The sequence below is a fragment of the Streptacidiphilus sp. MAP12-20 genome, from assembly GCF_041262525.1.
Classification (GTDB): domain Bacteria; phylum Actinomycetota; class Actinomycetes; order Streptomycetales; family Streptomycetaceae; genus Streptacidiphilus.
Map to the genome: position 1 here is coordinate 129,584 of NZ_JBGCCK010000017.1, position 26,038 is coordinate 155,621.

24 protein-coding genes and 1 pseudogene are annotated in these 26,038 nt (G+C 70.0%); 16 read left to right on the forward strand and 9 right to left on the reverse strand.

Features of this window, described 5'->3' with window-relative positions:
- Positions 1–102 precede the first annotated feature (102 nt).
- From dprA to ABIA32_RS23175, 3 genes are all read left to right on the forward strand, one after another.
- The gene (gene dprA / locus ABIA32_RS23165; RefSeq protein WP_370098648.1) at positions 103–1,209 is read left to right on the forward strand and encodes a DNA-processing protein DprA; all 1,107 of its coding nucleotides are present in this window, start codon (positions 103–105) and stop codon (positions 1,207–1,209) included.
- An 87-nt stretch (positions 1,210–1,296) separates the two neighbouring features.
- The gene (gene whiG, locus ABIA32_RS23170; RefSeq protein ID WP_370098651.1) at positions 1,297–2,124 is read left to right on the forward strand and encodes an RNA polymerase sigma factor WhiG; all 828 of its coding nucleotides are present in this window, start codon (positions 1,297–1,299) and stop codon (positions 2,122–2,124) included.
- Between the two features lie 33 nt (positions 2,125–2,157).
- Entirely contained in the window at positions 2,158–2,754 is a 597-nt protein-coding gene (locus ABIA32_RS23175; protein WP_370098654.1) for a TetR/AcrR family transcriptional regulator, read from the forward strand.
- Between the two features lie 80 nt (positions 2,755–2,834).
- Here ABIA32_RS23175 and ABIA32_RS23180 read toward each other — a convergent pair.
- Positions 2,835–3,338 (reverse strand): annotated as a pseudogene (locus ABIA32_RS23180) (peptidoglycan DD-metalloendopeptidase family protein); the annotation flags it as partial.
- Positions 3,339–3,683: 345 nt separating this feature from the next.
- Here ABIA32_RS23180 and rpsB point away from each other — a divergent pair.
- The 6 genes from rpsB to ABIA32_RS23210 all read left to right on the forward strand — a co-directional run bounded on the left by rpsB (position 3,684) and on the right by ABIA32_RS23210 (position 8,815).
- Entirely contained in the window at positions 3,684–4,604 is a 921-nt protein-coding gene (rpsB, locus tag ABIA32_RS23185) for a 30S ribosomal protein S2 (RefSeq protein ID WP_370098657.1), read from the forward strand.
- A 115-nt stretch (positions 4,605–4,719) separates the two neighbouring features.
- Positions 4,720–5,553 (forward strand): translation elongation factor Ts, encoded by an 834-nt coding sequence (tsf, locus tag ABIA32_RS23190; RefSeq protein ID WP_370098660.1) that lies wholly within the window; start codon positions 4,720–4,722, stop codon positions 5,551–5,553.
- 174 nt (positions 5,554–5,727) lie between these two features.
- The gene (gene pyrH / locus ABIA32_RS23195) at positions 5,728–6,471 is read left to right on the forward strand and encodes a UMP kinase (RefSeq protein WP_370098663.1); all 744 of its coding nucleotides are present in this window, start codon (positions 5,728–5,730) and stop codon (positions 6,469–6,471) included.
- A 120-nt stretch (positions 6,472–6,591) separates the two neighbouring features.
- Positions 6,592–7,149 carry a ribosome recycling factor gene (frr, locus tag ABIA32_RS23200; protein WP_370098666.1) on the forward strand — a complete coding sequence of 186 codons (558 nt, stop codon included), beginning with the start codon at positions 6,592–6,594 and terminating at the stop codon, positions 7,147–7,149.
- Positions 7,149–8,348, forward strand: a complete 1,200-nt coding sequence (locus ABIA32_RS23205; RefSeq protein WP_370098668.1) for a phosphatidate cytidylyltransferase — start codon at positions 7,149–7,151, stop codon at positions 8,346–8,348. Before frr ends, ABIA32_RS23205 begins: the two co-directional genes overlap by 1 nt.
- Positions 8,349–8,458: 110 nt before the next feature.
- Positions 8,459–8,815: a DUF805 domain-containing protein gene (locus ABIA32_RS23210; protein WP_370098671.1), complete on the forward strand. Its 357-nt coding sequence runs from the start codon at positions 8,459–8,461 to the stop codon at positions 8,813–8,815.
- A gap of 53 nt (positions 8,816–8,868) precedes the next feature.
- Here the strand turns inward: ABIA32_RS23210 and ABIA32_RS23215 are convergent, their stop codons facing one another.
- Positions 8,869–9,249, reverse strand: coding sequence for a VOC family protein (locus ABIA32_RS23215; protein WP_370098674.1), 381 nt, complete (start codon positions 9,247–9,249; stop codon positions 8,869–8,871).
- 109 nt (positions 9,250–9,358) lie between these two features.
- On the opposite strand from ABIA32_RS23215, the gene rlmN reads away from it, so the two are divergent.
- Complete coding sequence (rlmN, locus tag ABIA32_RS23220; protein ID WP_370098676.1) at positions 9,359–10,486, forward strand: 23S rRNA (adenine(2503)-C(2))-methyltransferase RlmN; 1,128 nt, start codon at positions 9,359–9,361, stop codon at positions 10,484–10,486.
- Positions 10,487–10,554: 68 nt separating this feature from the next.
- Here the strand turns inward: rlmN and ABIA32_RS23225 are convergent, their stop codons facing one another.
- Positions 10,555–11,505, reverse strand: a complete 951-nt coding sequence (locus tag ABIA32_RS23225) for a trans-aconitate 2-methyltransferase (RefSeq protein ID WP_370098679.1) — start codon at positions 11,503–11,505, stop codon at positions 10,555–10,557.
- Between the two features lie 78 nt (positions 11,506–11,583).
- Here ABIA32_RS23225 and ABIA32_RS23230 point away from each other — a divergent pair, with 78 nt between their 5' ends.
- Positions 11,584–12,186, forward strand: a complete 603-nt coding sequence (locus ABIA32_RS23230) for a helix-turn-helix domain-containing protein (protein ID WP_370098682.1) — start codon at positions 11,584–11,586, stop codon at positions 12,184–12,186.
- A 7-nt stretch (positions 12,187–12,193) separates the two neighbouring features.
- Here the strand turns inward: ABIA32_RS23230 and ABIA32_RS23235 are convergent, their stop codons facing one another.
- From ABIA32_RS23235 to ABIA32_RS23250, 4 genes are all read right to left on the reverse strand, one after another.
- Positions 12,194–13,324, reverse strand: a complete 1,131-nt coding sequence (locus ABIA32_RS23235; RefSeq protein WP_370098685.1) for a hypothetical protein — start codon at positions 13,322–13,324, stop codon at positions 12,194–12,196.
- A complete protein-coding gene (locus ABIA32_RS23240; RefSeq protein WP_370098687.1) occupies positions 13,306–14,058 on the reverse strand; it encodes an ABC transporter ATP-binding protein in 753 nt (250 codons plus the stop codon). The genes ABIA32_RS23235 and ABIA32_RS23240 overlap by 19 nt, the downstream gene beginning before the upstream one ends.
- 280 nt (positions 14,059–14,338) lie before the next feature.
- Positions 14,339–15,715, reverse strand: coding sequence for an aspartate aminotransferase family protein (locus tag ABIA32_RS23245; RefSeq protein WP_370098690.1), 1,377 nt, complete (start codon positions 15,713–15,715; stop codon positions 14,339–14,341).
- Positions 15,712–16,197, reverse strand: a complete 486-nt coding sequence (locus ABIA32_RS23250) for an Lrp/AsnC family transcriptional regulator (RefSeq protein WP_370098693.1) — start codon at positions 16,195–16,197, stop codon at positions 15,712–15,714. The genes ABIA32_RS23245 and ABIA32_RS23250 overlap by 4 nt, the downstream gene beginning before the upstream one ends.
- A 165-nt stretch (positions 16,198–16,362) precedes the next feature.
- Here ABIA32_RS23250 and ABIA32_RS23255 point away from each other — a divergent pair, with 165 nt between their 5' ends.
- On the forward strand, positions 16,363–17,814 hold the full coding sequence (locus ABIA32_RS23255) for a gamma-aminobutyraldehyde dehydrogenase (RefSeq protein WP_370098696.1): 1,452 nt from the start codon (positions 16,363–16,365) through the stop codon (positions 17,812–17,814).
- Positions 17,815–17,965: 151 nt separating this feature from the next.
- On the opposite strand, the gene ABIA32_RS23260 is transcribed toward ABIA32_RS23255, so the two are convergent.
- Both ABIA32_RS23260 and ABIA32_RS23265 read right to left on the reverse strand, forming a co-directional pair.
- Positions 17,966–18,406 (reverse strand): Lrp/AsnC family transcriptional regulator, encoded by a 441-nt coding sequence (locus ABIA32_RS23260; protein WP_370098699.1) that lies wholly within the window; start codon positions 18,404–18,406, stop codon positions 17,966–17,968.
- A 22-nt stretch (positions 18,407–18,428) separates the two neighbouring features.
- Positions 18,429–20,093 carry a PucR family transcriptional regulator gene (locus ABIA32_RS23265; protein WP_370098701.1) on the reverse strand — a complete coding sequence of 555 codons (1,665 nt, stop codon included), beginning with the start codon at positions 20,091–20,093 and terminating at the stop codon, positions 18,429–18,431.
- Between the two features lie 217 nt (positions 20,094–20,310).
- Here ABIA32_RS23265 and ABIA32_RS23270 point away from each other — a divergent pair, with 217 nt between their 5' ends.
- The 4 genes from ABIA32_RS23270 (at position 20,311) to ABIA32_RS23285 (ending at position 25,735) form a co-directional block, all read left to right on the forward strand.
- Positions 20,311–21,840 carry a gamma-aminobutyraldehyde dehydrogenase gene (locus tag ABIA32_RS23270; RefSeq protein WP_370098702.1) on the forward strand — a complete coding sequence of 510 codons (1,530 nt, stop codon included), beginning with the start codon at positions 20,311–20,313 and terminating at the stop codon, positions 21,838–21,840.
- 119 nt (positions 21,841–21,959) lie between these two features.
- A complete protein-coding gene (locus tag ABIA32_RS23275) occupies positions 21,960–23,354 on the forward strand; it encodes an NAD(P)/FAD-dependent oxidoreductase (RefSeq protein ID WP_370098704.1) in 1,395 nt (464 codons plus the stop codon).
- 253 nt (positions 23,355–23,607) lie between these two features.
- Positions 23,608–24,093, forward strand: a complete 486-nt coding sequence (locus ABIA32_RS23280) for a hypothetical protein (protein WP_370098707.1) — start codon at positions 23,608–23,610, stop codon at positions 24,091–24,093.
- A 133-nt stretch (positions 24,094–24,226) separates the two neighbouring features.
- Entirely contained in the window at positions 24,227–25,735 is a 1,509-nt protein-coding gene (locus ABIA32_RS23285; RefSeq protein ID WP_370098709.1) for a CoA-acylating methylmalonate-semialdehyde dehydrogenase, read from the forward strand.
- The last annotated feature ends 303 nt before the right edge of the window (positions 25,736–26,038 follow it).

Consider the following 26,038-nt stretch of genomic DNA (forward strand, 5'->3'; position numbering starts at 1 on the left):
CGGGCCCAGAGCGGTCCCGTGCCAGGTCTCGTCCAGAAGCGAGCCCCTGGCACGGGGCCAGGTCCCTTCATGCATCTGCACCCCCGTACGTCAGGAGCGGCCATGACCACCCCCGCCGAGGACCTCGTCACCTCCGAGCGTGTCGCGTGCGCCGCGTTGACGCGGATCGTTGAGCCGGGGGACGAGCGGGCCGGGGCGGTGATCGAGGAGTACGGGCCCGAGCGGGCGCTCGAGCGGCTTGTACGCGCCCTGCCGGCAGGCGTCGCCGCGCCGGACGGGGAGCGGGAGTTGGCACACGGCGCGCTGATCGGGGCGCGGCTCATCTGTCCCGGGGAGCCGGGATGGCCGACGCAGTTGGACGATCTGGGCGTCGCGCGCCCTGTCGCGCTGTGGGCGCGTGGCGCTGGCGGGCTGCGCGTGCTCGCCGTGCGGTCCGTCGCCGTGGTCGGGGCCCGCGCGTGTACGGGGTACGGCCAGCGGATGGCCGCGGACTTCGCCGCCGGCCTCACCGAGCGCGGCTGGACGGTCTTCTCCGGAGCTGCCTTCGGCGTCGACGCCGCCGCGCACCGTGGCGCCCTCGCCGTCGGCGGGCCGACGGTCGGCGTCCTCGCCTGCGGGGTCGACCAGGTCTATCCGCGCTCCAACGACCAACTGCTGCGGCGCATCGCCGAACGCGGCCTGCTGCTCAGCGAGCTGCCGCTCGGCGCGCACCCCAACCGCCCGCGATTCCTCCAGCGCAACCGCGTGATCGCCGCGCTCACCCGTGGCACCGTCGTGGTCGAGGCCGCCCGCCGCAGCGGTTCGCTCAACACCGCCCGGTGGGCCGGGGACCTCGGCCGTCACGTCATGGCCGTGCCAGGACCGGTTACCAGCTCGCTCTCGGCCGGGACGCACGAGCTGATCCGCCGGGGCGCCCTGCTGGTCGGGGACGCGCCCGAGGTCATCGAGCAGGTCGGCGCGATCGGCGCCGACCTCGCCGCCACCCCGGAGGGGCGCGAACGCCTGCGGGACGCGCTCGCCCCCGAGACTCTGCGCGTGCTCGAATCGCTCCCCGCCGCGGCGCGCGGAACCACCGTGGAATCCCTGGTCCAGCGCTCACTGCTGGGCCCCGACGTGGTGCTGTCCCGCCTCTACGAGCTCGCCTCGCTCGGCCTGGTCGAACGGCTGGGGGCGCACTGGAGGCTGAATCCGGCGTGCAAGGCCTCGTGATAGCGCTCGGAAACCACTTCGTCACGCTACGCTCACAACCGTTCCGTTGAATGGCCCAATGGATCGGTAGAACGGCTCAAGCGACGCATGTCCAGGTACGCCAGCTCCCCGGCAGGGGAGCCCCGAAGTATCCCCGGCCCCCGCAGCGCGCGGGTGCGCACGGTGGACGAGCTCTGGCGCGCCTACAAGCAGACCGGCGACCCCCGCCTGCGAGAGCAGCTGATCCTGCACTACTCGCCGCTGGTGAAGTACGTGGCCGGTCGCGTGGGCGTCGGCCTGCCCGCCAACGTCGAGCAGGCGGACTTCGTCTCCTCGGGCGTCTTCGGGCTGATCGACGCCATCGAGAAGTTCGACCCGGACCGGGCGATCAAGTTCGAGACGTACGCCATCAGCAGGATCCGCGGCGCGATCATCGACGAGCTCCGCGCACTGGACTGGATCCCACGCTCGATCCGGCAGAAGGCACGCGCCGTGGAACGCGCCTACGCCACGCTCGAAGTCAGCCTGCGCCGCACGCCGGGGGACTCCGAGGTTGCCGCCGAGATGGGCATCCAGATCGAGGAACTGCACGGCATCTTCAGCCAGCTCTCCCTCGCGAACGTGGTCGCCCTCGACGAGCTCCTGCACGCCTCGGGCGACAGCGGGGAGCACCGCGGCAGCCTCGTCGACACGCTGGTCGACCAGGCGGCGGACGACCCCGAGGAGGTCGCCGAGAGCCGCGAGGTGCGACGCCTGCTGGCGCGGGCGATCAACACGCTCCCGGACCGGGAGAAGACGGTGGTCAGCCTCTACTACTACGAGGGCCTGACCCTGGCGGAGATCGGCCAGGTGCTCGGGGTCACGGAGAGCCGGGTCAGCCAGATCCACACCAAGGCCGTGCTGCAGCTGCGCGCGAAGCTCTCCGACGCGCGCTGACGGGCTCGCCGGAGTCGCCGCTAACCTGGAGGGGTGCCGAAGATCCGAGCTGCCACTCTCGTCGAACACCGTCGGCTGCAGCGCGACGCCCTCCTCGCCGCAGCGCGGGAGCTTCTCGCCGCCGGGGGCATGGAGGCGCTGACCTTCCCCCAGCTGGCCGCGCGCACCGGCTTGGCCCGGTCGTCGGTCTACGAGTACTTCAAGTCCCGCGCCGCGGTCGTCGAGGAGCTCTGCGCCGTCGACTTCCCGGCCTGGGCCGCCGAGGTGGCCGACGCCGTGGCCGCGGAGCCGACGCCCGCCGCGCGCGTCGAGGCCTACGTCCGGGCGCAGCTCGCCCTGGCGGGCGACCCCCGCCACCGGGCCGTCGCCGCGATCTCCGCGATGGAGCTCGACGACGCCGCGCGCGGCCGTATCCGCGCGGCGCACGGACAGCTGGTCGGGCCGATCGTCGACGCGCTCGCGGAGCTCGGGCACCCGCAGCCGGCGCTCGCCGCCGTGCTGCTCCAGGGAACCGTCGAGGCCGCCGCCAAGCGGTTGGAGTTCGGGGACGCCGCCGAGCGGCCCGAGGTGATCACCGACGCCGCCGTGGCTCTCGTGCTGGAGGGCGTCAGCGGGAGCAGCCGCGCCTGACCGGGGCCCACCAGGGCCAGCGGATCGAGGTAATGGTGACCCCGGAGCAGTCCCCAGTGCAGGCAGCTGACCGGGCAGTGGCCGCCCCGCGCCGCGATCGTGCCGATGACCTGCCCGGCCGCCACCGCCTGGCCGACCGCCACCTTCGCCTCCACCGGCTCGAAGGTCGTCCGCAGCGGAGGCGAGCCGGAACCCGCAAGCTCCACCGAGACCACCGGCTTGCCCGCGATCTCGCCGACGTAGGAGACCACACCGGGTCGCACCGACCGCACCGCCGCCCCCACCGGCGCGGCCAGATCCACCCCGCGGTGCCCGGCGGCCCATCGCACCGGCGGCGGATCGAAGCGCCGCAGCACATCCGCGAGCGTGCCGCCCGTCGGCAGCGGCCGCACCAGCTGCGCGCCCCAACCCGCTGCGCCCAGGCCAGGGCTCACCCCCGCGTGCGCCCTCCCCGGCGGGCCGAGCAGAGCCATGGCCAGCCAGATCAGCAGCCCGAGCGCCAGCAGCACCCGCCGCCCGCCCGGCAGGGGAGGCAGCGGTGGAACAGGGGAAGCAGGGGCAAAAGCTGAATCGGTGCGCGTCATGGCCCGCACTCTGCTCCTCCCGGCCGGTAACCCCCGCCCACCGCAGCCCACTTGTGGACAACCAGGCCCTGTGGAAAACTCCGCCACTCGGACGAGTGAGCCCCGGCGCCCGCCGCGAGTCGCTAGCCGTCCGTTGCTTCCCGTACACTTCTTTCGCGACCCGGCGTGCCGGGTCGACTTCGCACGCCCGGCGTCGGCCTCCGACGCAGTGCCGCTCGGTCCTTCGGCCCCCGATCTGATTTCGATCCGATCGGAGCGCCCGCAGGAGCCGGCACACAACAAGGGCGTCAGGCGCCACGGCCACCGGCCGCGGCGGACAACCGAGCAATCTCAAGGAGTACGGCCATGGCCGTCGTCACGATGCGGGAGCTGCTGGAAAGCGGCGTCCACTTCGGTCACCAGACCCGTCGTTGGAACCCGAAGATGAAGCGCTTCATCTTCACGGAGCGCAACGGCATCTACATCATCGACCTGCTGCAGTCGCTGAACTACATCGACCGCGCCTACGAGTTCGTCAAGGAGACGGTCGCCCACGGCGGCTCCGTCCTCTTCGTCGGCACCAAGAAGCAGGCCCAGGAGGCCATCGCCGAGCAGGCCACCCGCGTGGGCATGCCCTACGTGAACCAGCGCTGGCTCGGCGGCATGCTGACCAACTTCTCCACCGTCTACAAGCGTCTGCAGCGCCTCAAGGAGCTCGGCGAGATCGACTTCACGGATGTGCCCGGTTCCGGGCTCACCAAGAAGGAGCTCCTCGTGCTCCAGCGTGAGTACGAGAAGCTGGAGAAGACCCTCGGCGGTATCCGCGACATGCAGCGCGTGCCGTCCGCCGTGTGGATCGTCGACACCAAGAAGGAGCACATCGCCGTCGGCGAGGCTCGCAAGCTGAACATCCCGGTCGTCGCGATCCTGGACACCAACTGCGACCCCGACGAGGTCGACTACAAGATCCCGGGCAACGACGACGCCATCCGCTCGGTCACCCTGCTGACCCGCGTGGTCGCCGACGCCGTCGCCGAGGGCCTGATGGCCCGCTCCGGCGCTGCCAAGGGCGACGTCAAGCCGGCCGACGCCGCTGCGGCCGAGCCGCTGGCCGAGTGGGAGCTCGAGCAGCTCGCCGGTGCCGAGAAGAAGGCCGACGAGGCTGAGGTCCAGACCTCCGCCGAGACCGAGAAGGTCGCCGACGCCGAGGCCGCCGAGGCCCCCGCCGCCGAGGCCGAGGCCGCTGCTGAGGTCACCGCCGAGGTCACCGAGGCCGAGCAGGCCTGAACCGCTTGACCTGGGAGGGGTACGGCGGCAAGCGCCGGCGTACCCCTCCCGTGTGTCGAACGGTCGCGAATTTTCGCTTCCTTCCAAAGACAACGCGAGAAGAGATTCAGGAACCATGGCGAACTTCACCGCCGCGGACGTCAAGAAGCTCCGTGAGCTCACCGGCGCCGGGATGATGGACTGCAAGAAGGCGATCGAGGAGGCCGAGGGCGACGTCGAGAAGGCCGTCGAGCTGCTCCGCATCAAGGGCCAGAAGGGTGTGGCCAAGCGTGAGGGCCGCGACGCCTCCAACGGCGCCGTCGTCTCCCTGATCGAGGGCACCTCCGGCGTCCTGGTCGAGCTGAACTGCGAGACCGACTTCGTCGCCAAGGGTGACAAGTTCGTGGCCGTCGCCAACGAGCTGGCCGCCTTCGTCGCCCGCACCTCCCCGGCCGACATCGACGCCGCCCTGGCCGCCGAGATCCAGCCCGGCAAGACCGTCCAGCAGTTCGTGGACGAGGCCAACGCCAGCCTGGGCGAGAAGATCGTCTTCCGTCGCTTCGCCCAGTTCACCGGCGGCGCGTACGTGAACGTCTACATGCACCGCACCGACCCGGACCTCCCCCCGGCCATCGGCGTCCTGGTCGAGCTGGACGGCGAGAACGAGGAGGTGGCCAAGGGCGTCGCGCAGCACATCGCCGCCTTCGGCCCGACCTACCTGTCCCGCGAGGACATCCCGGCCGAGGTGCTCGACAACGAGCGCCGCATCGCCGAGGCCACCGCGCGTGAGGAGGGCAAGCCCGAGGCTGCCCTGGCGAAGATCGTCGAGGGTCGCGTGACCGGCTTCGTCAAGGAGAACGCGGTCCTGGACCAGGCCTACGCCAAGGACAACAAGAAGACCGTCCAGAAGGTCCTGGACGAGGCCGGCGTCAAGCTGGTCCGCTTCGCCCGCTTCCGCGTCGGCGCCTGATCCTTCGGATCGAGCGACGGGGCCGGCCCCGGCCAGCCCCTACGATGTGAGTCGTGAGAACGACAAGGAGGCCACTGCCGTGCAGGTAACCGAACCGGTGCCGACGGCAGTGGCCTCTTCTTGTGTACCCGAGCTTCACAAGCTTCACAGTGCTTCAAGGAGGAGCCGATGCAGATGACCGCTGACGAGGGCACCACGCGTCGCCGCGTACTGCTCAAGCTTTCCGGCGAGGCATTCGCCGGCGGCGGCGGCCTCGGGGTCGACCCCGACGTCGTCCACGCGATCGCGCGCGAGATCGCGACGGTGGTGCGCGGCGGCACCGAGGTCGCGGTGGTCATCGGCGGAGGCAACTTCTTCCGCGGTGCCGAGCTGCAGCAGCGCGGCATGGACCGGGCCCGCTCGGACTACATGGGCATGCTCGGCACCGTGATGAACAGCCTGGCGCTGCAGGACTTCCTCAACAAGGAGGGCATCGAGACGCGGGTCCAGACTGCGATCACGATGGGCCAGGTCGCCGAGCCGTACCTGCCGCTGCGCGCCGTGCGACACCTGGAGAAGGGCCGCGTCGTGATCTTCGGCGCCGGTATGGGCATGCCCTACTTCTCCACCGACACGACGGCCGTCCAGCGTGCGCTGGAGATCCACGCCGAGGTCCTGCTCATGGGCAAGAACGGCGTCGACGGGGTCTACGACTCCGACCCGCGCAGCAACCCGGACGCAGTCAAGTTCGACTCCCTGGAATACTCCGAGGTGATCGCCAGGGACCTCAAGGTCGCCGACCTGACCGCGATCACGCTCTGCAAGGACAACAACCTGCCGATCCGCGTCTTCGAGCTGCTCAAGGAGGGCAATATCGCCCGGGCCGTGCGCAGTGAGAAGATCGGTACGTTGATCAGCGCGGACGCGCCCTCCGCCTGACGCGCGTGGCGCGCGTCAGCGCGGGGGATGGACAACCGGGCGGTCCTCGGCAAACGTGCCCGGTAGTAGCGAAGCAGTTCCAGCAGTTCGAGACCGGGTCGCCCCGGACAGGAGCAGATTGTGATCGAAGAGACCCTCCTCGAGGCCGAGGAGAAGATGGAGAAGGCCGTCAGCGTGGCCAAGGACGACTTCGCCGCGATCCGCACCGGCCGTGCGCACCCCGCGATGTTCGCCAAGATCGTGGCCGAGTACTACGGCGCGATGACCCCGATCAACCAGCTGGCCTCGTTCTCGGTGCCGGAGCCGCGGATGGCGGTCGTCTCGCCGTTCGACAAGACCTCGCTCCGGGTGATCGAGGAGGCGATCCGCAACTCCGACCTCGGCGTCAACCCGAGCAACGACGGTTCCATCATCCGCGTGAACTTCCCGCAGCTGACGGAGGAGCGCCGCAAGGAGTACATCAAGGTCGCGCGCAACAAGGCCGAGGACGCGAAGATCTCGATCCGCAACGTCCGCCGCAAGGCCAAGGACACGCTCGACAAGATGGTCAAGGACGGTGAGGCGGGCGAGGACGAGGTGCGCCGCGCCGAGAAGGAGCTCGACGACGTCACCGGCCGCTACGTCGCCCAGGTGGACGAGCTGCTCAAGCACAAGGAAGCCGAGCTGCTCGAGGTCTGATGAACGACGATTCCTTCTGGGGGCCCACTCTTGGAGACAAGGGTGCCGGGGCCCGCGCACAGGGCCACGGAACGCCGCCGGAGGGATCGGCGCCGCTCGGCGACGATCAGGCCACCACGCTGATGCCGCCGGTGGTCGACCACCCGCACCAGGTCGGCCACCCGCAGCCGTATCAGCAGGCTTACGGGCAGCCCTACGAGCAGCACCCGCAGCAGCACCCGCAGCCGTACGGGCAGCAGCACGAGCAGCAGTTCGATCTGCGGGGCGGCGAGGCCATGGCGCACACTCAGTACATGCCTCCCGCCCCCGAGCCGCAGCCCGCGCAGCAGCCTGACCAGCAGCCCGGCGCAGCTCCCGCTCCGGCGGCAGCCGCCAAGGCGACGCCCAAGGCCGGTCGCGATCTCCGTGCTGCGGTCGGGGTGGGCCTCGGCCTCGGCGTGGTCATCGTGGCGTCGCTCTTCGTGGTCAAGTGGCTGTTCGTCGGCGTCGTCGTCGCGGCCATCTGCGTCGGTATGTGGGAGCTCACCAGCAGGCTGACGGAGGCCAAGGGCATCCGCGTTCCGCTGATCCCGTTGCTGGTCGGCGGTGCGGCGATGGAGGTGGCCGCCTATCTCGGCGGCCCGCAGGCCGCTGTGGTGGCGCTGGCGCTGACCTCGCTGGCGGTGCTGGTCTGGCGGATGACCGAGCCGCCGGAGAACTACCTGCGGGACGTCACGGCGGGCATCTTCACCGCCTTCTATGTGCCGTTCCTGGCCACCTTCGTGATGCTGATGCTGGCCGCGCACGACGGCCCGCAGCGGGTCGCCATGTTCCTCGTGCTGACCGTCTGCAGCGACACCGGCGCCTACGCGGCGGGCTCGCGCTTCGGCAAGCACAAGCTGGCCCCGCGCATCAGCCCCGGCAAGACCCGCGAGGGCCTGGTCGGCGGCGTGCTGCTCTGCATGGCCGCAGGCGCGGTCGGGATGCAGCTGTTCATCACGAACGGCTCCTGGTGGCAGGGCCTGGTGCTGGGCGCGTGCGTCGCGATCAGCGCCACTCTCGGTGACCTGGGCGAGTCGATGATCAAGCGCGACCTCGGCATCAAGGACATGGGCACGCTGCTGCCGGGCCACGGCGGAATCATGGACCGGCTGGACTCGCTGCTGCCGACGGCACCAGTGGTCTGGCTCGTTCTGGTGGGATTTGTCGGGGCGGGTTGAGGAACAGCGCGCAAACTGTCTTGACCTGACTCTTCACGGACCCATACCTTCTGCGCTGCTCGAACAAAAGTGCGCAGCGGCTCCCGAGGGAGCCCATGAAGGGAAGTCCCGTGAACTGGTACCTGGCGGTCATCAAGAACTACGTCGGATTCAGCGGTAGAGCACGCCGCCAGGAATTCTGGATGTACGCCCTGATCAACTTTGTCATCGCGGCCGTGCTCTACGGCATCGGCGCGGCGATCGGCACGCAGATCATCTACGGGATCTACGGTCTGGCGGTGCTCCTTCCGGGGCTCGCGGTCGCCATCCGCCGTCTGCACGACACTGGCCGCTCCGGCTGGTGGCTGCTCATCGCCCTCACCTGTGTCGGCGTCATCGCGCTGATTGTCTTCTATGCCACCGAGGGTGAGGCCGCCGAGAACAAGTACGGCCCGAACCCCAAGCTCGAGCCGGCCCCGGCGGTCTGATCGTCGGTCCGCAGGCCCCGCCGCACCGCGGCGGGGCCTGCGGCATTCTCGCGCTACGAACCCTTGCCCTGGACCACGCCGAGGATGTTCCCCTCGCTGTCCTTGAACCAGGCACCGCGCATGCCACCGGTGTCCGCCACGCCGTCGACCGTCTTGAGGCCGGGCAGGTCGTACTCCTCGAACGTGACACCGCGACCGCGAAGGTCGGTCATTTCCGCGTCGAGGTCCGCCACCTGCCAGCCGGCCACCGTATGTCCGGCCTTGCCGCCGCTGGGCGTCGGGTAGACCGTGAACATGGCATCGCCGCTCTGGAAGTAGAGCGCTCCCTCCAGCTCCTCGACCAGCTTGAGGCCGAGGGTGTCGCGGTAGAACCGCTTGGCACGCTCCAGATCGGTCGCCGGAATGACGGCCCTCAGTGCTGTCTGTGCCAACATCTCCACCACCTCCACCTTCCAGCCTAGGCAGCAGCTTCGAGCGTGTCGCAGCAGCCGGAGAACGGTGCCCTCCGGGCGGTCCGTTCCGATCTGCGACACTGGAGGAACTATGCCTAAGCCCGGTGAACTCACCTTCGTCGCTCCTCGTGGTGCCAAGCCGCCGCGTCACCTTGCCGACCTCAGCGCCGCCGAGCGGCGCGAGGCGATCGCCGAGCTCGGCGAGAAGCCGTTCCGTGCGGACCAGCTCTCGCGTCAGTACTTCGGCCGCCTCGCCGCGCGCGCGGACGAGTGGACGGACATCCCGGCCGCGTCGCGCGAGAAGCTTGCCGAGGCGCTGCTGCCCGAGCTGATGACCGAGGTGCGGCACGTCTCCTGCGACGACGACTCCACTCGCAAGACGCTCTGGAAGCTCTTCGACGGCGTGCTCGTCGAGTCCGTGCTGATGCGCTACCCGGACCGGGTCACCATGTGCATCAGTTCTCAGGCGGGGTGCGGGATGAACTGCCCGTTCTGCGCCACGGGCCAGGCCGGGCTGACCCGCAACCTGTCCACGGCGGAGATCGTCGAGCAGATCGCCGCGGGCATGCGGGCGATCAGGGACGGTGAGTTCGGTGGCGCGAAGGCGGGCGAGGACGGCGAGGCGCGCGCGGTGCGGCTCTCCAACGTGGTCTTCATGGGCATGGGCGAACCCCTGGCCAACTACAAGCGTGTCATCGCCGCGATCCACCGGCTGACCGATCCGGCCCCGTCCGGCTTCGGGCTGTCCCAGCGCGGCATCACCGTCTCCACGGTGGGCCTGGTCCCGGCGATCAACCGGATGTCGGAGGAGGGGCTGAGCGTTCGCCTCGCCGTCTCGCTCCACGCGCCGGACGACGAGCTGCGGAATGAGCTGGTCCCGGTCAACACCCGCTGGAACGTCGAGGAGGTGCTGGACGCCGCCTGGGACTACGCCGACAAGTCCGGTCGCCGGATCTCGATCGAGTACGCGCTGATCAAGGACATCAACGACCAGGCGTGGCGGGCCGACCTGCTGGGCCGGCTGCTGAAGAACCACCGCGCCCACGTGAACCTGATCCCGCTGAACCCCACGCCGGGCTCTAAGTGGACCGCCTCCCGCCCGGAGGACGAGCGCGAGTTCGTCCGCAGGCTCCAGTCCCACGGCGTCCCGGTCACCGTCCGCGACACCCGCGGCCAGGAGATCGACGGCGCCTGCGGCCAGTTGGCTGCCGCCGGCTGAGTCCTCGCCCGAACGACAGCAGGCCCAGAGCGCGTCGACGCGCTCCGGGCCTGTCGTCTCTCATCACCTCACTGCGGCCGCACGCCCGTGACGACCGTGGTGGCGGACAGCAGGAAAGCGTCGGACCGCCGCAGGATGCCCTCCGGCGCGTCCAGGTCGAGCAGGACGTCAAGCGTCTTGACGTCGTCGGCGGCCAGGGTTTCCCGCATGGACTCCCTGGCCCGGCTCAGGTGGCCGTGCAGGAAGGCGCGGGCCGTCTCGTCCAGCGGGGCCGGCAGGTCGAGCAGGAGAGTGAAGCTCTGGACCTCGGCGAGCCCGGCGCGACGGAGCATCGCGGGCCAGTCCTCGACGACGGGCTTGCTGTCGGGCAGCTCGGCCCGCATGACTGCGAACAACTCCTCCAGGACGGCGTCGATCCTGGCCTGGAGACCCGGGCGGCCCAGCCCGATGTCGCGGGGGAGGAAGCGCATTGGCAGTCCGCCCTCCGCCACGGCGAGCACCCCGCCGGGCCGAAGCAGGCCGGTGAGCGCGTCCAGCACGGACTGCTGATCGCCGATGTGGTGCACGGCCTTGCTGCTCCAGATCAGATCGGCCTCGCCGAGGTCGGCCAGGCCTTCCGGCAGCTCGCTGTGGAGGACGGACACCCGGCCGCCGAGGCCGAGCCGCTCGGCACGCGCCAGGGTGCGCTCCAGCAGCGCGGGGGTGCCGTCCACGGCGACGGCCTCGGCGTCCGCGAAGGCCTCGGCGAGGACACAGGTCATCACGCCGGGCCCGCTGCCGATGTCGAGGACGCGGCGCACCTGGTGCTCCGGCGCGAACTGCTCCCTGAGTCGGGCCGCCGTCCCGTGCAGGACGGGAAGCTGGAGTTCGCCGCTGGTCTCCAGCTGGGTGGCCATCACCTCCCAGTCGATCTCGCTGCTCTGGTGGGCATGGCCGTGGCCGTTCCCGTTCCCGTGGCCGCTGCCGTGACCGTGTCGTTGGGGGCCGTGTGCGTGTCCGGAGTCCTGGTGTGCGCTCATGCCCTGGAGCGTGCACCCGCCGGGTCGGACGCGGCAACTCCTGTTGCCAATTCCGGGACGGCGGGATGAAATGCCCGCATGGACGAACCGTCGCCGTACCAGACCGTCCTCGACGAGGTCGCGCCCCGGCTCCGGCAGCTGCGCGCCAAGCGCGGGCTCACGCTGGCCGCGCTGTCCGAGGAGACAGGCATCTCCAAGAGCACTCTGTCCCGGCTCGAATCCGGACAGCGACGCCCAAGCCTGGAGCTTCTGCTGCCGCTCGCCGCCGCGTACCGGGTGCCGCTGGACGACCTGGTCGGCGCCCCGGAGGTGGGCGACCCGCGGGTGCGGCTCACGCCCCGGGCCATGCCGAACGGCGGCACCGTCATCCCGCTGACGCGCGGTCCAGGACCGCTCCAGGCGTACAAGATGATCATCAATGACCGGGGCGTCGATCCGGATCTCCGGACCCACGAGGGCTACGAGTGGCTCTACGTGCTGGACGGCCGCCTGCGGCTGGTCCTCGCCGACCACGACCTGACCCTCGGCCCCGGGGAGGCCGCCGAGTTCGACACCCGGCTGCCGCACTGGTTCAGCAGCGCGGACGGCCGTCCGGTCGAGGTGCTCAGCCTCTTCGGCCGCCAGGGCGAGCGCATGCACGTCCGCGCCAAGCCCAGCAGCGGGAACCCGGCCGCAAGCTGAGTCTGGGTCAGACGCTCAGCGCCGCCGCCGCGAGCAGGCCCGCGCCGGCGCCTGCGGCGAGCACGACCAGACCCGCCGCGCCGGTGCGCAGCGCGACGGACGCCTGCAGCATCGAGGTCGGCGCGCCCATGCGTCGGAGCGGCGCGTACGCCGCGCGGTGCGCGCCGGCGAGTTCGGCCAGCCGGGTGAGCAGCGCGCCGAGGACGCAGAGGGCGACCAGCCCCGCCTCGATCACCGGCAGCGGGCCCACCGGCCGGTGCGTGGAGGAGGCGTACCGCATCGCGGCGACGACGCCCACCGCGCCGGCGACCGCGAGCACCGCGAGCGGGGTGCCCAGCCGCCAGGCCTGCGCCTGCAGGCCGCGGCCCGCCATCAGCCTGGCCGCGCGCGGCCGGCCCCACGCCAGCGCCTGGCCCGCGCCGTAGAGCAGCACCGGAACCGCGACCGCGATGCCGACGACCGCGATGACCCAGCCCACCGCCGCCGCCTCCGCGCCGTTCACCCGGACGGCGGTCACCACGATGAGCGTTCCCGCGGCCGGCAGCGCCGCCGCCATCGCGATGCGCAGCAGCGTCGGCCGTCGCTGCGGTTCGTCCGAGCCGTCGACCGGGACGACGTCCGACGGCCGGACTGCCGCCGCGGCGGCCACGCCGCCCAGCAGCGGCACCACGGCCAGCAGAGTGATCGTTCCTGCGACCGGCAGCGAGCCGCGCACGCCCAGCGCCGCGTTCAGCTTTCCGTCGGGCAGCAGTTCCAGGACGTGGCCGCGGAGCAGCAGGAAGCCGCCCAGCGCCAGCAGCGCGCCGAACGCGCAGGCCAGCGCTATCTCACCGGCCAGCAGCAGCCGTAGCCGTACCGGCCCGACGCCGGCCGCGACCAGCCCGGCGACCCGTTCCGGCTGCTGCAGCGGCAGGGCCCGCGCCCAGGCCGCCGCCAGATAGGTGACCGCCGCCAGCGCGGGCAGACACCAGAGCAGCCGCTCCAGTGCCGGCGCGGCGGGGGAGGGCACGCCTGCGGAGAGCGCACGGCCGAGCGCGCGCAGCAACAGTGCCGCGACAGCGGCGGAAGCGGTGGCGGTCAGCGTCCAGCGCAGCAGGTCGAGCGCGCGGTAGCCGCGCGCTACACGGAGGTAGAACACGTGCGGGCGTCCTCTTCGAGCTCACTCAGCGCGACGGCGTCCCGGGCGTCGACAGGGGTGGCGAGCCGTCCGTCCGCCATCACTGCCACCCGGTTGGCGTATCTGGCCACGCTCGCGTCGTGTGTCGCCAGAATAAGCGTGATCTTGTGGGACCGCGACGCGGCGAGGAGTATCCGCATGACCTGGTCCTGCGACTCGCGGTGCAGCGGGGCCGTCGGCTCGTCGGCGAAGACCACGGCCGGGGTCGAGGCCAGTGCCCGCGCGACCGCGATCCGCTGGCGCTGATCCTGCAGCAGCTCGGCCGGGCGCCGCTTGGCGCAGTCCGCGACGTCCAGCCGCTCCAGCCATTCGCTCGCCGTGGCGGCGGCAGCCTTGCGCGGCAGGCCGGCCAGCAACATCGGCAGGGCGACGTTCTCGCGGCCGTTGAGCTCGGGCACCAGCTGCGGCTCGGGGCCGACGTAGCCGAAGCGCTCGCGGCGCAACCGCTCCCGGCCCGCTCGGCCGAGCGTGTGAACGGGAGAGCTGTTGAACCAGATCTCGCCCTCGTCGGCGGGCAGCATCCCGCTGAGCACGTCGAGCAGCGTCGACTTGCCGCAGCCACGCGGTCCGGCGACGGCCAGCACCTCGCCCTCGCGCACGCCCAGGGAGACGCCGCGCAGCGCCGGGGTGCCGTGGTGCGATTTGACCAGCGCGCGTGCCCACAGCACGTCGTTGTCCGGTGGGGCGACGCTCACGACTTCCTCCGCTTACTGCGAGATGGTGGCTCACAGACTAGAACGAGGGAGGCACGTGCCGGTTGCGTGGCGTTTTTGGCGTCGTGTCGCGTTTATCACTCGTTCGAGTGTCCGATTGTGGCCCAAATGCGGGGCCGGCTGTGCCCGGCCGGCCCCACCTGTGCCTGCCCGCGACCGGAAACACCGCCTGCGACCGGAAACACCACAGGGCGGCCCCGACCGAAGTGGTCAGGACCGCCCTGCGGCGGAGGGTGGTGACAAAAAGTCTCCGGGGGAAGCCTTACAGCTTCGTCCACGCCTCGGTGAGCACGCCGCGGAGGATCTGCTCGATCTCGTCGAAGGTCGACTGGTCGGCGGTCAGCGGCGGCGAGAGCTGGATGACCGGGTCGCCACGGTCGTCGGCGCGGCAGTACAGGCCGGCGTCGAAGAGCGCCTTCGACAGGAAGCCGTAGAGCACGCGCTCGCACTGCTCGTCCGAGAACGACGCCTTGGTGGCCTTGTCGGTCACCAGCTCGATGCCGTAGAAGAAGCCGTTGCCGCGGACGTCGCCGACGATCGGCAGGTCGTGCAGCTTCTGCAGCGTCGAGAGGAACGCGCCCTCGTTCTCCAGGACGTGCTTGTTCAGGCCCTCGCGCTCGAAGATGTCGAGGTTGGCCAGCGCCACCGCGGAGGAGACCGGGTGGCCGCCGAAGGTGTAGCCGTGCAGGAAGGTGTTGTCCTGCTTGTAGAACGGCTCCGCCAGACGGTCGGAGATGATCGCCGCACCGATGGGGGAGTAACCCGAGGTCATGCCCTTGGCGCAGGTGATGATGTCGGGGATGTAGTCGAACTTGTCGCAGGCGAACATCGTGCCGAGACGGCCGAAGGCGCAGATCGTCTCGTCCGAGACCAGCAGCACGTTGTACTGGTCGCAGATCTCGCGCACGCGCTGGAAGTATCCGGGCGGCGGCGGGAAGCAGCCACCGGCGTTCTGCACCGGCTCCAGGAAGACGGCGGCGACCGTCTCCGGGCCCTCGAACAGGATCTCCTGCTCGATCTGGTCGGCGCACCAGCGGCCGTAGGCCACCGGGTCGTGGCCGAACAGCGGGGCGCGGTAGATGTTGGTGTTGGGGACCTTGTGGGCGCCCGGGACCAGCGGCTCGAAGGGGGCCTTCAGAGCCGGCAGGCCGGTGATGGACAGGGCGCCCTGCGGGGTGCCGTGGTAGGCCACCGCGCGGGAGATCACCTTGTACTTGGTGGGCTCGCCGGTCAGCTTGAAGTACTGCTTGGCCAGCTTCCACGCGGTCTCGACGGCCTCGCCGCCACCGGTGGTGAAGAAGACCTTGTTCAGGTCGCCGGGGGCGTAGCTCGCCAGACGCTCGGCCAGCTCGATGGCGGACGGGTGGGCGTAGCTCCAGATGGGGAAGAAGGCCAGCTGCTCGGCCTGCTTCCGCGCGACCTCGGCCAGCTCCTTGCGACCGTGACCGGCCTGAACCACGAACAGACCGGCGAGGCCGTCCAGGTACTTGCGGCCGTTGGAGTCGAAGATGTACTCGCCCTCGCCGCGCACGATGGTCGGCACAGGGTTGTTCTCGTACGACGACATGCGGGTGAAGTGCATCCACAGGTGGTCGTAGGCGGTCTTGGAAAGGTCCTTGGCGACCGTCTCGGCGCTCATCTGGTACCCCAGGTGTAGGTCTGTTTCCGGAGTTTCAGATAAACGAAACTCTCGGTTCTCCGCACGCCGGGCAGCGCGCGGATGCGCTTGTTGATCAGTTCGAGGAGGTGTTCGTCGTCCTCGCAGATCAGTTCGGCCATCAGGTCGAACGAGCCTGCGGTGACCACGACGTAGTCCACCTCGTCCATCTGGGCCAACGCGTCGGCGACCGGCTCGATATCACCTTCTACGGTGATGCCGACCATCGCCTGTCGGGAGAACCCGACGGTGAGCGGATCCGTCACCGCCACGATCTGCATGACACCCTGGTCGAGCAGCTTCTGGACGCGCTGTCGCACGGCGGCTTCGGACAGGCCCACGGCCTTGCCGATGCTCGCGTACGGGCGTCGCCCGTCCTCCTGAAGCTGTTCGATGATCGCCTTGGAGACGGAATCGAGTGGAACGCTGGCGTTCCGGTCGCGGTTGGCCACGAAGCTCACCATGCCCGATCGATCGCGCGTTCGCAAGTGAATCCGTCGCGATTGCTTGAAATCAGTACTGAATCCATCGTTGTCTCCGGTCGGGTCTGTCGATTACCGCAGTACAGAGCTACGCTGGGCGCGACGACAACGACGTCGCCCGAGCATGAAGTCGAGGAGAGGTCCGAAGTGAGCGAGCTCCTGAAGCTGCGCAACTACATCAACGGCGCGTTCACGGATGCGGCGGACGGTCGCACCACCGAGGTCATCGATCCGACGACGGGTGAGGTCTACGCCACCGCGCCGCTGTCGGGGGAGGCGGACGTGAACGCGGCCATGGCCGCGGCGGCGGCGGCGTTCGAGGCGTGGCGGGACACCACCCCCTCGCAGCGTCAGCTGGCCCTGCTGAAGATCGCGGACGCGGTCGAGGCGCGGGCCGAGGAGCTGGTGGCGACCGAGTCGAAGAACACCGGCAAGCCGCTGGGGCTGACCGCGTCGGAGGAGATCCCGCCGATGGTGGACCAGATCCGCTTCTTCGCGGGTGCGGCGCGGATGCTGGAGGGCAAGTCGGCGGCGGAGTACATGGACGGGATGACCTCGATCATCCGCCGTGAGCCGGTCGGGGTGTGTGCGCAGGTCGCGCCGTGGAACTACCCGATGATGATGGCGGTGTGGAAGTTCGCGCCGGCGATCGCGGCGGGCAACGCGGTGGTGCTCAAGCCGTCCGACACGACCCCGGCGTCCACGGTGCTGCTCGCCGAGATCATCGGGGCTGTGTTTGATGAGATGGGCCTGCCGCCCGGTGTGTTCAACGTGGTGTGCGGTGACCGGGAGACCGGGCGTCTGATGGTGGAGCACGAGACTCCGGCGATGGCGTCGATCACGGGTTCGGTGCGGGCCGGTATGCAGGTGGCGGCGTCGGCGGCCAAGGACGTCAAGCGGGTGCACCTGGAGCTGGGCGGCAAGGCCCCGGTCGTGGTCTTCGAGGACGCGGACATCGCCTCGGCGGTCGAGGGCATCTCCGTCGCCGGTTACTTCAACGCCGGCCAGGACTGCACCGCCGCGACCCGCGTACTGGTGCACGAGTCGATCCACGACGAGTTCGTCGCGCAGCTGGCGAAGGCCGCGTCCGAGACCAAGACCGGCCTGCCGGACGACGAGGACGTGCTCTACGGCCCGCTGAACAACGCCAACCAGCTCGCCCAGGTGACCGGCTTCATCGACCGGCTCCCGGCTCACGCCAAGGTCGAGGCCGGTGGCCACCGGGTCGGCGAGAAGGGCTACTTCTACGCCCCGACGGTCGTCTCCGGCCTGAACCAGGACGACGAGATCATCCAGAACGAGGTCTTCGGCCCGGTCATCACCGTGCAGAAGTTCTCCGACGAGGCCGAGGCCGTCCGCAACGCCAACGGCGTCGAGTTCGCGCTGGCGTCCTCGGTGTGGACGAAGGACCACGGGCGTGCGATGCGCATGGCCAAGCGCCTCGACTTCGGCGCGGTGTGGATCAACACCCACATCCCGCTGGTCGCGGAGATGCCGCACGGCGGCTTCAAGAAGTCCGGCTACGGCAAGGACCTCTCCTCCTACGGCTTCGAGGACTACACCCGCATCAAGCACGTCATGACCTCCCTCGAAAGCTGACCTGCGGTAGCACCATCAGGGGCGCGAGGCTCTGCTTGATCAACTGCACGCGCGAGCAACCACCCACTGCGGATGGCCCTGCTCGTTCAGCGACACACCACACACGGTGGCCTGTCGCGCAGTTCCTCGCGCCCCTGGGTGTTGGTTGCCGTTATCCCAGATCCCAGCCGAAGCGGTGGGTGTGGATCCCGAAGTACGGGAAGTTGTCCACCGCCGCGACACCGTCGATCGGCCGGACCACGTCGTTGATGAAATCCAGCAGCGCACGCGGTTCCCGACAGACCACCTCGACGAACAGGTCGTACTGACCCGAGGTCAGCACCGAGTAGACGACCTCTTCGCGCTGACCGAGCGCGTCCGCCACCGTCCGCGCGTCGCCGTCCACGCGGACGCCCAGGAGGGCCATCGCCTGGCCGCCCATCGCCATCGGGTCGGTGACGCCGACGACCTGCACCACCTTGCTGTCGATCAGCCGCTGCAGCCGCTGCCGCGCAGCGGAGGGCGAGAGGCCCACTTTCGGCCCCAGCTCGGCATAGGGAATGCGGCCGTCGCTCTGCAGTTCGCGCAGGATGGCCCGGTCGATGTCGTCCACGGGACCAGCCTGCCAGATCCGCTCAGCGCCGCACTGCGTCCAGCGCCAGCAGCGCCACGTGCAGCGACAGACACGACTCCACCTGGTCCAGGTCCACCCCGAGCACCCGCTCCACCTTGTGCAGGCGGTCGTAGAACGACGGGCGTGACAGATGCGCCGCGTCCGCCGCCGCGGACTTGTTCCGGCCCTGCTCCAGGTAGACCCTGAGCATCGCGATCAACTGGCTGTTGTGCTCTGCGTCGTACGCCAGCAGCGGACCCAACTCCCGCTCCACGTACGTCTGCAGCCGCGCGTCGTCGCGCAGCAGGTGCAGCAGGCCGCGAAGTCGCACGTCCGGCAGTCGGTAGTACGACGCCGAGCGGCCGCCCGCCCCGCCGGGGGTGTCGTGCAGGGCCGCGTCCGCGACCTGGGTCGCCTCGACCAGCGTGCGCCGCGCGTCGCGGACTGAGCCCACCGAGGAGCCCACCGCGATGACCGGCTCCGGGCCGTCCTCCTGCTCCTTGACCAGGCGTCGCAGCGCGCCGGCGAAGCCGTCCAGCGCTCCGTGCTCGTCGTCCTTCGGGCCGAGCGAGACCAGCACGCCGACCGCCTCGTCGTCCAGCGCGCCGACCAGCGCCGTCAGCCGTCGCTCGCGGACGGCGGCCGCCGCGGTCTCGGTGAAGTCGCGCAGCCGCGCCTGCGCCTCCAGCGCGGCGGGCAGCGGACCGCGGCGCTGCCGCAGCACGACGCCGACCAGCCGCCGACCCTCCAGCGGAACGCCGAGCGCGGAGGCTCGGAGCGCGACATCGGAGACCGTCAGTGCGTGGGTGAGGATGCCGGAGAGCAGGGTCCGGTGCGTCTGGCGCTCAAGCGTCTCCCGGTCGCGGACCATCAGCCGGTTCAGTGCCAGCGTCGCCGCCGCACGCTCGACCAGCATCGTGTGCCGGTGCGAGGCGGCGGCCGGGACCGCGTCCTCCTGGGCGGAACCGGGCTGGCCGATGAGGATCAGCCGACCCCAGTCGTGGCCGCGCGCGCCGACCGAGGTGACCAGCCAGCCGGTGCGCGGATCGTGTCCGGTGCGCCCGCCGGCCCGCATACCGCGCGAGCGCGACTCCCAGCCGGCCAGCACGACCTGCGCGTTCTGCCCCGCCGTGTCGTAGGCGAGCACCTGGTGCGACAGGTTCTCCAGCACGACCGGGGCGCCCGCCATGCGGGCGACCTCGCGGACCACCTCGACCGGCTCGGCGCCCTCGACGGCCAGTTCGTTGAAGGTCTGGTGGATCTCCTCCGAGGAGCGCAGTTCCTCCAGCTGGGCGTTGACCACCAGGGCGTGCACGGCCTCGGTCACCGCCACGAAGCGCAGCTCGCGTCGGAGCACGATCAGCGGCAGTCCGCGCTGCTCCGCCGCGTGGACCAGCGCGCGCGGCAGGTTGTCGAAGTAGCGGCGGCCGAACTCGACGACCAGGCCGGCCGCGCCGATGTCCGCCAGCTCGCGGACGTAGCGGGCCAGACCCTCCCGGTCCTCGGGGAGCGCGATGCCGGTGGTCAGGATCAGCTCGCCGCCCTGCAGCACACCAGCCACGTCGGCCAGCTCGGAGACGTGGACCCAGCGCACCGGCCGTTCCAGGTGCTGCGCACCGGCCACGACCTCGGGCAGGCCGCGGCTGACCACGTCCAGTTCGAGGACGCGGGCGACGGTGGGGAACATGGGTCATCCTTCGGACGGAACCTACGGGGGAGTGCCTTCATAGTGTCAGGCCAGGACGACATTCCGGCAACGAGGTGTCGCCATGGTCCACGTTGTCACCATGTCATGCTGGTGGCGATCCACTTTGCAGACTGTCGCTTGCCCGCTCCCCCGGGGACGGGGCATCGTCGCAGGATGGGCAGGCAGCCCATCGCATTGCTCCCGAGGAGAGATACCCATGGACCGGACCATCGTCGGCGATCGCTTCGACGCCGGAGCCCAGTACATCGACGGTGCCCTTCGCAAGGGCACCTCGGGAGAGACCTTCGATGTCACCAGCCCCGCGGACGGCACGCTGGTGCAGCGGGTGGACCTGGCCTCGACGGCCGACGTCGACGTCGCCGTGGCCGCTGCCAAGCGCGCCTTCCCGGCCTGGTCCGGGGCGACGCCGGCCTTCCGCAGTGAGGCGCTGACGCGGCTCGCCGCGATCCTGGCCGAGCGCGCCGAGGACTTCGCCCGGGTCGAGTCCGCGCAGTCGGGCAAGCCGATCAAGCTGACCACCGAGTTCGACGTACCAGGCACGATCGACAACACCGCCTTCTTCGCCGGCGCCGCCCGCAACCTGGAGGGCAAGGCCAGCGGCGAGTGGTCCGGCACCCACACCTCGTCGATCCGCCGTGAGGCGATCGGTGTGGTCGGCTCCATCGCGCCGTGGAACTACCCGCTGCAGATGGCCGCCTGGAAGATCCTCCCGGCTATCGCCGCGGGCAACACCATCGTGCTGAAGCCGGCCGAGCTCACCCCGTTGACCTCGCTGATGTTCGCCCAGGCCTGCACCGACGCGGGCATCCCCGACGGTGTCGTGAACGTGATCACCGGCAAGGGCCGCAGCGTCGGCGAGTACCTGATCGGCCATCCCGACGTCTCGATGGTCTCCTTCACCGGCTCCACCGGCGTCGGCACCCGGGTGGGCGAGGTCGCGGTCCAGAGCGTCAAGCGCACCCACCTGGAGCTCGGCGGCAAGGCACCGTTCGTAGTCTTCGACGACGCCGATCTGGAGGCCGCGGCCAACGGCGCGGCCGCCGGCTCGCTGATCAACACCGGCCAGGACTGCACCGCCGCCACCCGCGCCTACGTGCAGCGCCCGCTCTACGACGCCTTCGTGGCCCGCGCCGCGGAGCTCTTCGACTCGGTCCGCCTCGGTGACCCGTTCAACCCGCAGACCGACCTCGGCCCGCTGGTCTCCGAGCGCCAGCGCGACTCGGTGGCCGGCTTCGTCGAGCGCGCCCGCGGGTACGGAGCGACCATCGCGGCCGGCGGCTTCGTCCCCGAGAAGGGCCACGACGGCACCGACCTCACCCAGGGCGCCTACTACCGCCCGACCCTGGTGACCGACATCGCCCAGGACTCCGAGATCGTCCAGCAGGAGCTCTTCGGCCCGGTGCTCGTGGTGCTGCCCTTCGACACCGACGACGAGGGCATCGAGCTCGCCAACGACACCCCCTACGGGCTTGCCGCCTCCGCGTGGACCACCAACACCTTCCGGGCGCTGCGCGCGACCCGCGAGATCCAGGCCGGCTGTGTCTGGGTCAACGACCACATTCCCATCATCAGCGAGATGCCCCACGGCGGCTACAAGGCCTCCGGCTACGGCAAGGACATGTCGCAGTACTCGCTCGACGAGTACACGCAGGTCAAGCACGTGATGCAGGACATCACCGCGATCGCCCGCAAGGACTGGCACCGCACCATCTTCGGTGACCGTTAGTCAGTTCGCTCAGTTCGCTCAGTCTGCTCAGTTCGGCTCAGTTCGGCTCTGAGAAAGCACCGATACCCTCTACGCCCCCGCGGCTGAGCGCTGCCGGGGCACCGGAAAGCAGTGAGAACATGGATCCGGCCCATTCGCTCGCCGACGTCCAGTACACCTCCTTCTGGCTCGCGGACCCCGCGAAGCCCGAGCCCGAGCCGTCCCTGGTCGGCGACACCCACTGCGACCTGCTGGTCGTGGGCGGTGGCTACACCGGCTTGTGGACCGCGCTCATCGCGAAGGAGCGCGACCCCTCCCTGGACGTCGTCCTGCTGGAGGGCAAGGAGGTCGGCTGGGCCGCCTCCGGCCGCAACGGCGGCTTCTGCGCCGCCAGCCTGACCCACGGCTTCTTCAACGGCCTGGAGCGCTGGCCGAACGAGCTGCGCACGCTGGAGCGCCTCGGCCTGGAGAACCTGCAGGCCATCGAGGACGCGGTCAAGCGCTACGACATCGACTGCGACTGGGAACGCACCGGCGAGCTGGACGTGGCCACCGAGCCGCACCAGGTCGAGGAGCTGCGCGAGGGCGTGGAGGCGATGCGCGAGTACGGCGTGCAGGCCGACTTCCTGGACGCGGACGCGGTCCGCGCCGAGGTGAACTCGCCGACCTTCCTCGCCGGGCTCTGGAACCGCGACAGCGTCGCCATGGTCCACCCCGCCAAGCTGGCCTGGGGCCTGAAGCGCGCCTGCGAGCAGCTCGGGGTCCGGATCTTCGAGCACACCTCCGCCGACGACCTCGCCCCGCAGGGTGAGGGCATGGCCGTGCGCACGCCCTACGGCCGGGTCTTCGCACGCCACGTCGCGCTGGGCACGAACATCTTCCCCAACCTGGTCAAGCGGGTGCGGCCGTTCCTCGCGCCGGTCTACGACTACGCGCTGATGACCGAGCCGCTGACGGACGAGCAGCTGGCCTCGATCGGCTGGAGGAACCGTCAGGGCCTGGGCGACTGCAACAACCAGTTCCACTACTTCCGGATCTCGGCCGACAACCGCATTCTCTGGGGCGGCTACGACGCGGTCTACCACTACGGCAGCAAGGTGCGGGACGAGTACGACCATCGCCCCGAGACCTACCGCAAGCTGGCACAGCACTTCTTCACCGCCTTCCCGCAGCTCGAAGGCGTGAAGTTCAGCCACGCCTGGGGCGGGGCGATCGACACCTGCAGCCGCTTCTCCGCCTTCTTCGGCACGGCGCACAAGGGCCGCGTCTCCTATGCCGTCGGCTACACCGGCCTCGGCGTCGGCGCGACCCGCTTCGGCGCCGAGGTCATGCTCGACCTGCTCGCCGGCACGCCGACCGAGCGCACCGAGCTCGAGATGGTCAAGAGCAAGCCGCTTCCGTTCCCACCCGAACCGGTGAAGTGGATCGGCATCGAGATGACCAAGTGGTCACTCGATCGCGCCGATCGGAATGCGGGCAAGCGCAACCTGTGGCTGAAGACCATGGACGCGCTCGGCCTCGGCTTCGACAGCTGACGGGCGGCAGCTGACGAGCAGGGAGCTCGAAGAGCAGAGAGCTCGAAGAGCAAGGCGGCGCACACCCATAGCGGGTGTGCGCCGCTTTCGCTTCCTTACGCTCCTTCTCGCCCCTGTGACACAGGTCGCACCGAGGATTGTGCGAGACCGCTGTAAGAGTCGGACAGCGAGCCGCTCTCTCATGTTGACCCCGGGGTCGGCTCCCCTCGAGCCACGCCCGGGCGCCGGCCGGCGGACGTGGAGGGCGAGAGCTATGGGAAGTCTGGAAGCGAGAGGCGCGGTCGAATGGCTGGCCGCGGCCGCACCGGATCCGGAGGCCTGTCGATGGGAATGGGAACGCAGCGCGATGGGCATCGCGCTGCTTCCCGCCGGTCGGCTCTGGGACGTACTGATTGTTCCTGGCGAGCTGGGCCGGCTCACCGTGGACGTACTACTGCGCCTGGACAACGAGCCAGGACCGGTCCTGGTCGACTTCGGCGACTACCGCTTCGGCTTCTTCGTGCCCCCCGGTACAGCGGCCCGCTGGGTCGGCACCGGCGTCCGCACGGCGGGCCCCGGCACCTGGCTGGCCGTCCCACACCCCTCGCGGGCAGGTCGCGGCCTGCGCTGGCTGGTGCCGCCGGACGGCAGCGGTCTGCTCAACGATCCGGTGATGCTGGAGCTGGCCATGCACGAGGCCGCCGCCCTGCTCACCGGGGAGGGGAACGGGCTGGGCGGCGGCCCGGCCGACGGGGTGTAAGGCGGTTCCGGAATCGCCCGACAACCTGACGATTGAGAGCGCCGGCCCGCCGAAACAGAATGTAGAGAGCGCGGCACCTGCACTGCACGGAATCAGACTTCTGCGTGCCCCGCCTGGACTCGGAGGCAGACCCTTGAGCAAGCACATCACCCACTGGATCGGCGGCGCGGCCGTTGCCACCGCCGGTGCCGCCCCGCGCCGCGGTGACATCTACGATCCCGCGACCGGCAAGGTCTCCGGCCAGGTCGACTTCGCCACGATCACCGAGGTGGACGCGGCCGTGAGCGCCGCCGTCACGGCGTTCGCCGACTGGCGCCACGCCTCGCTGGCCAAGCGCACCACCGTGCTCTTCAAGTTCCGCGAGCTGCTGAACGAGCGCAAGGACGAGCTGGCCACGATCATCGTGTCCGAGCACGGCAAGGTGCACTCGGACGCGCTGGGCGAGATCGCCCGCGGTCTTGAGGTCGTCGAGTACGCGTGCGGCATCCCGCAGCTGCTCAAGGGCGGCTTCACAGAGCAGGCGTCGACCGGCATCGACGTGTACTCGATCCGTCAGCCGCTGGGCCCGGTCGCGATCATCTCGCCGTTCAACTTCCCGGCGATGGTCCCGATGTGGTTCTTCCCGATCGCGATCGCGGCGGGCAACTCGGTCATTCTCAAGCCCTCGGAGAAGGACCCGTCCGCCGCGCAGTTCATCGCGGACCTGTGGGCCGAGGCCGGCCTGCCGGCCGGCGTCTTCAACGTCGTCCACGGCGACAAGGTCGCGGTCGACCGCCTGCTCGAGCACCCGGACGTCAAGTCCGTGTCGTTTGTCGGCTCCACCCCGATCGCCCGCTACGTCTACGAGACGGGCACCCGCTACGGCAAGCGCGTGCAGGCGCTCGGCGGTGCCAAGAACCACATGCTGGTCCTGCCGGACTCGGACCTGGACCTGGCGGCCGACGCCGCGATCAACGCCGGCTTCGGCGCGGCGGGCGAGCGCTGCATGGCGATCTCCGTCCTGGTCGCGGTCGAGCCGATCGCGGACGAACTGATCGAGAAGATCAAGTCCCGCATGGCCACCCTCAAGGTCGGTCCGGGCTGCAACGGCGACTCCGACATGGGCCCGCTGGTCACCGGCGTGCACCGCGACAAGGTCACCTCTTACCTGGAGTCCGGCGTCGCCGACGGTGCCGACCTGGTGGTCGACGGCCGCAAGCACCCGATTTCGGGTGACGACACCACCGACGGCTTCTGGCTCGGCCCGACGCTGTTCGACAACGTCAAGCCCGGCATGTCCGTCTACAACGACGAGATCTTCGGCCCGGTGCTGTCGGTCGTGCGCGTGGACTCCTACGAGGAGGGGCTGCAGCTGATCAACAGCAACCCCTACGGCAACGGCGTCGCGATCTTCACCAACGACGGCGGCGCGGCCCGGCGCTTCCAGAACGAGGTCGAGGTCGGCATGGTCGGCATCAATGTGCCGATCCCGGTCCCGGTGGCCTACTACTCCTTCGGCGGCTGGAAGGCGTCCCTCTTCGGCGACACCCACGCCTACGGCGCGGACGGCGTCCAGTTCTTCACCCGCGGCAAGGCTGTGACCTCGCGCTGGCTCGACCCGAGCCACGGCGGGATCAACCTGGGCTTCCCGACCAACGCCTGATCCTCACGGGCACCCTGTGGGGCCCGGTGGGCGGATTTGACTCCGTCTGCCGGGCCCCGTAACGTTCTCCGAGTTGCCCCGCTGAGCGGAGGCGCAAACCCCCCAGATATTCGGATTAATTCGGTTGACGGGGACTGCGAAATCGGGACCGGAAAGTTCTGATAGAGTAGAAAACGAAGGAAGCGCCCGGAGGGCCCGAAAGGGGCTGAAGGAAGCGTCCGTTCCTTGAGAACTCAACAGCGTGCCAAAAGTCAACGCCAGTTACTTTTGAGAACAGATTTATCAGCGAGGACGCTGTGCGCA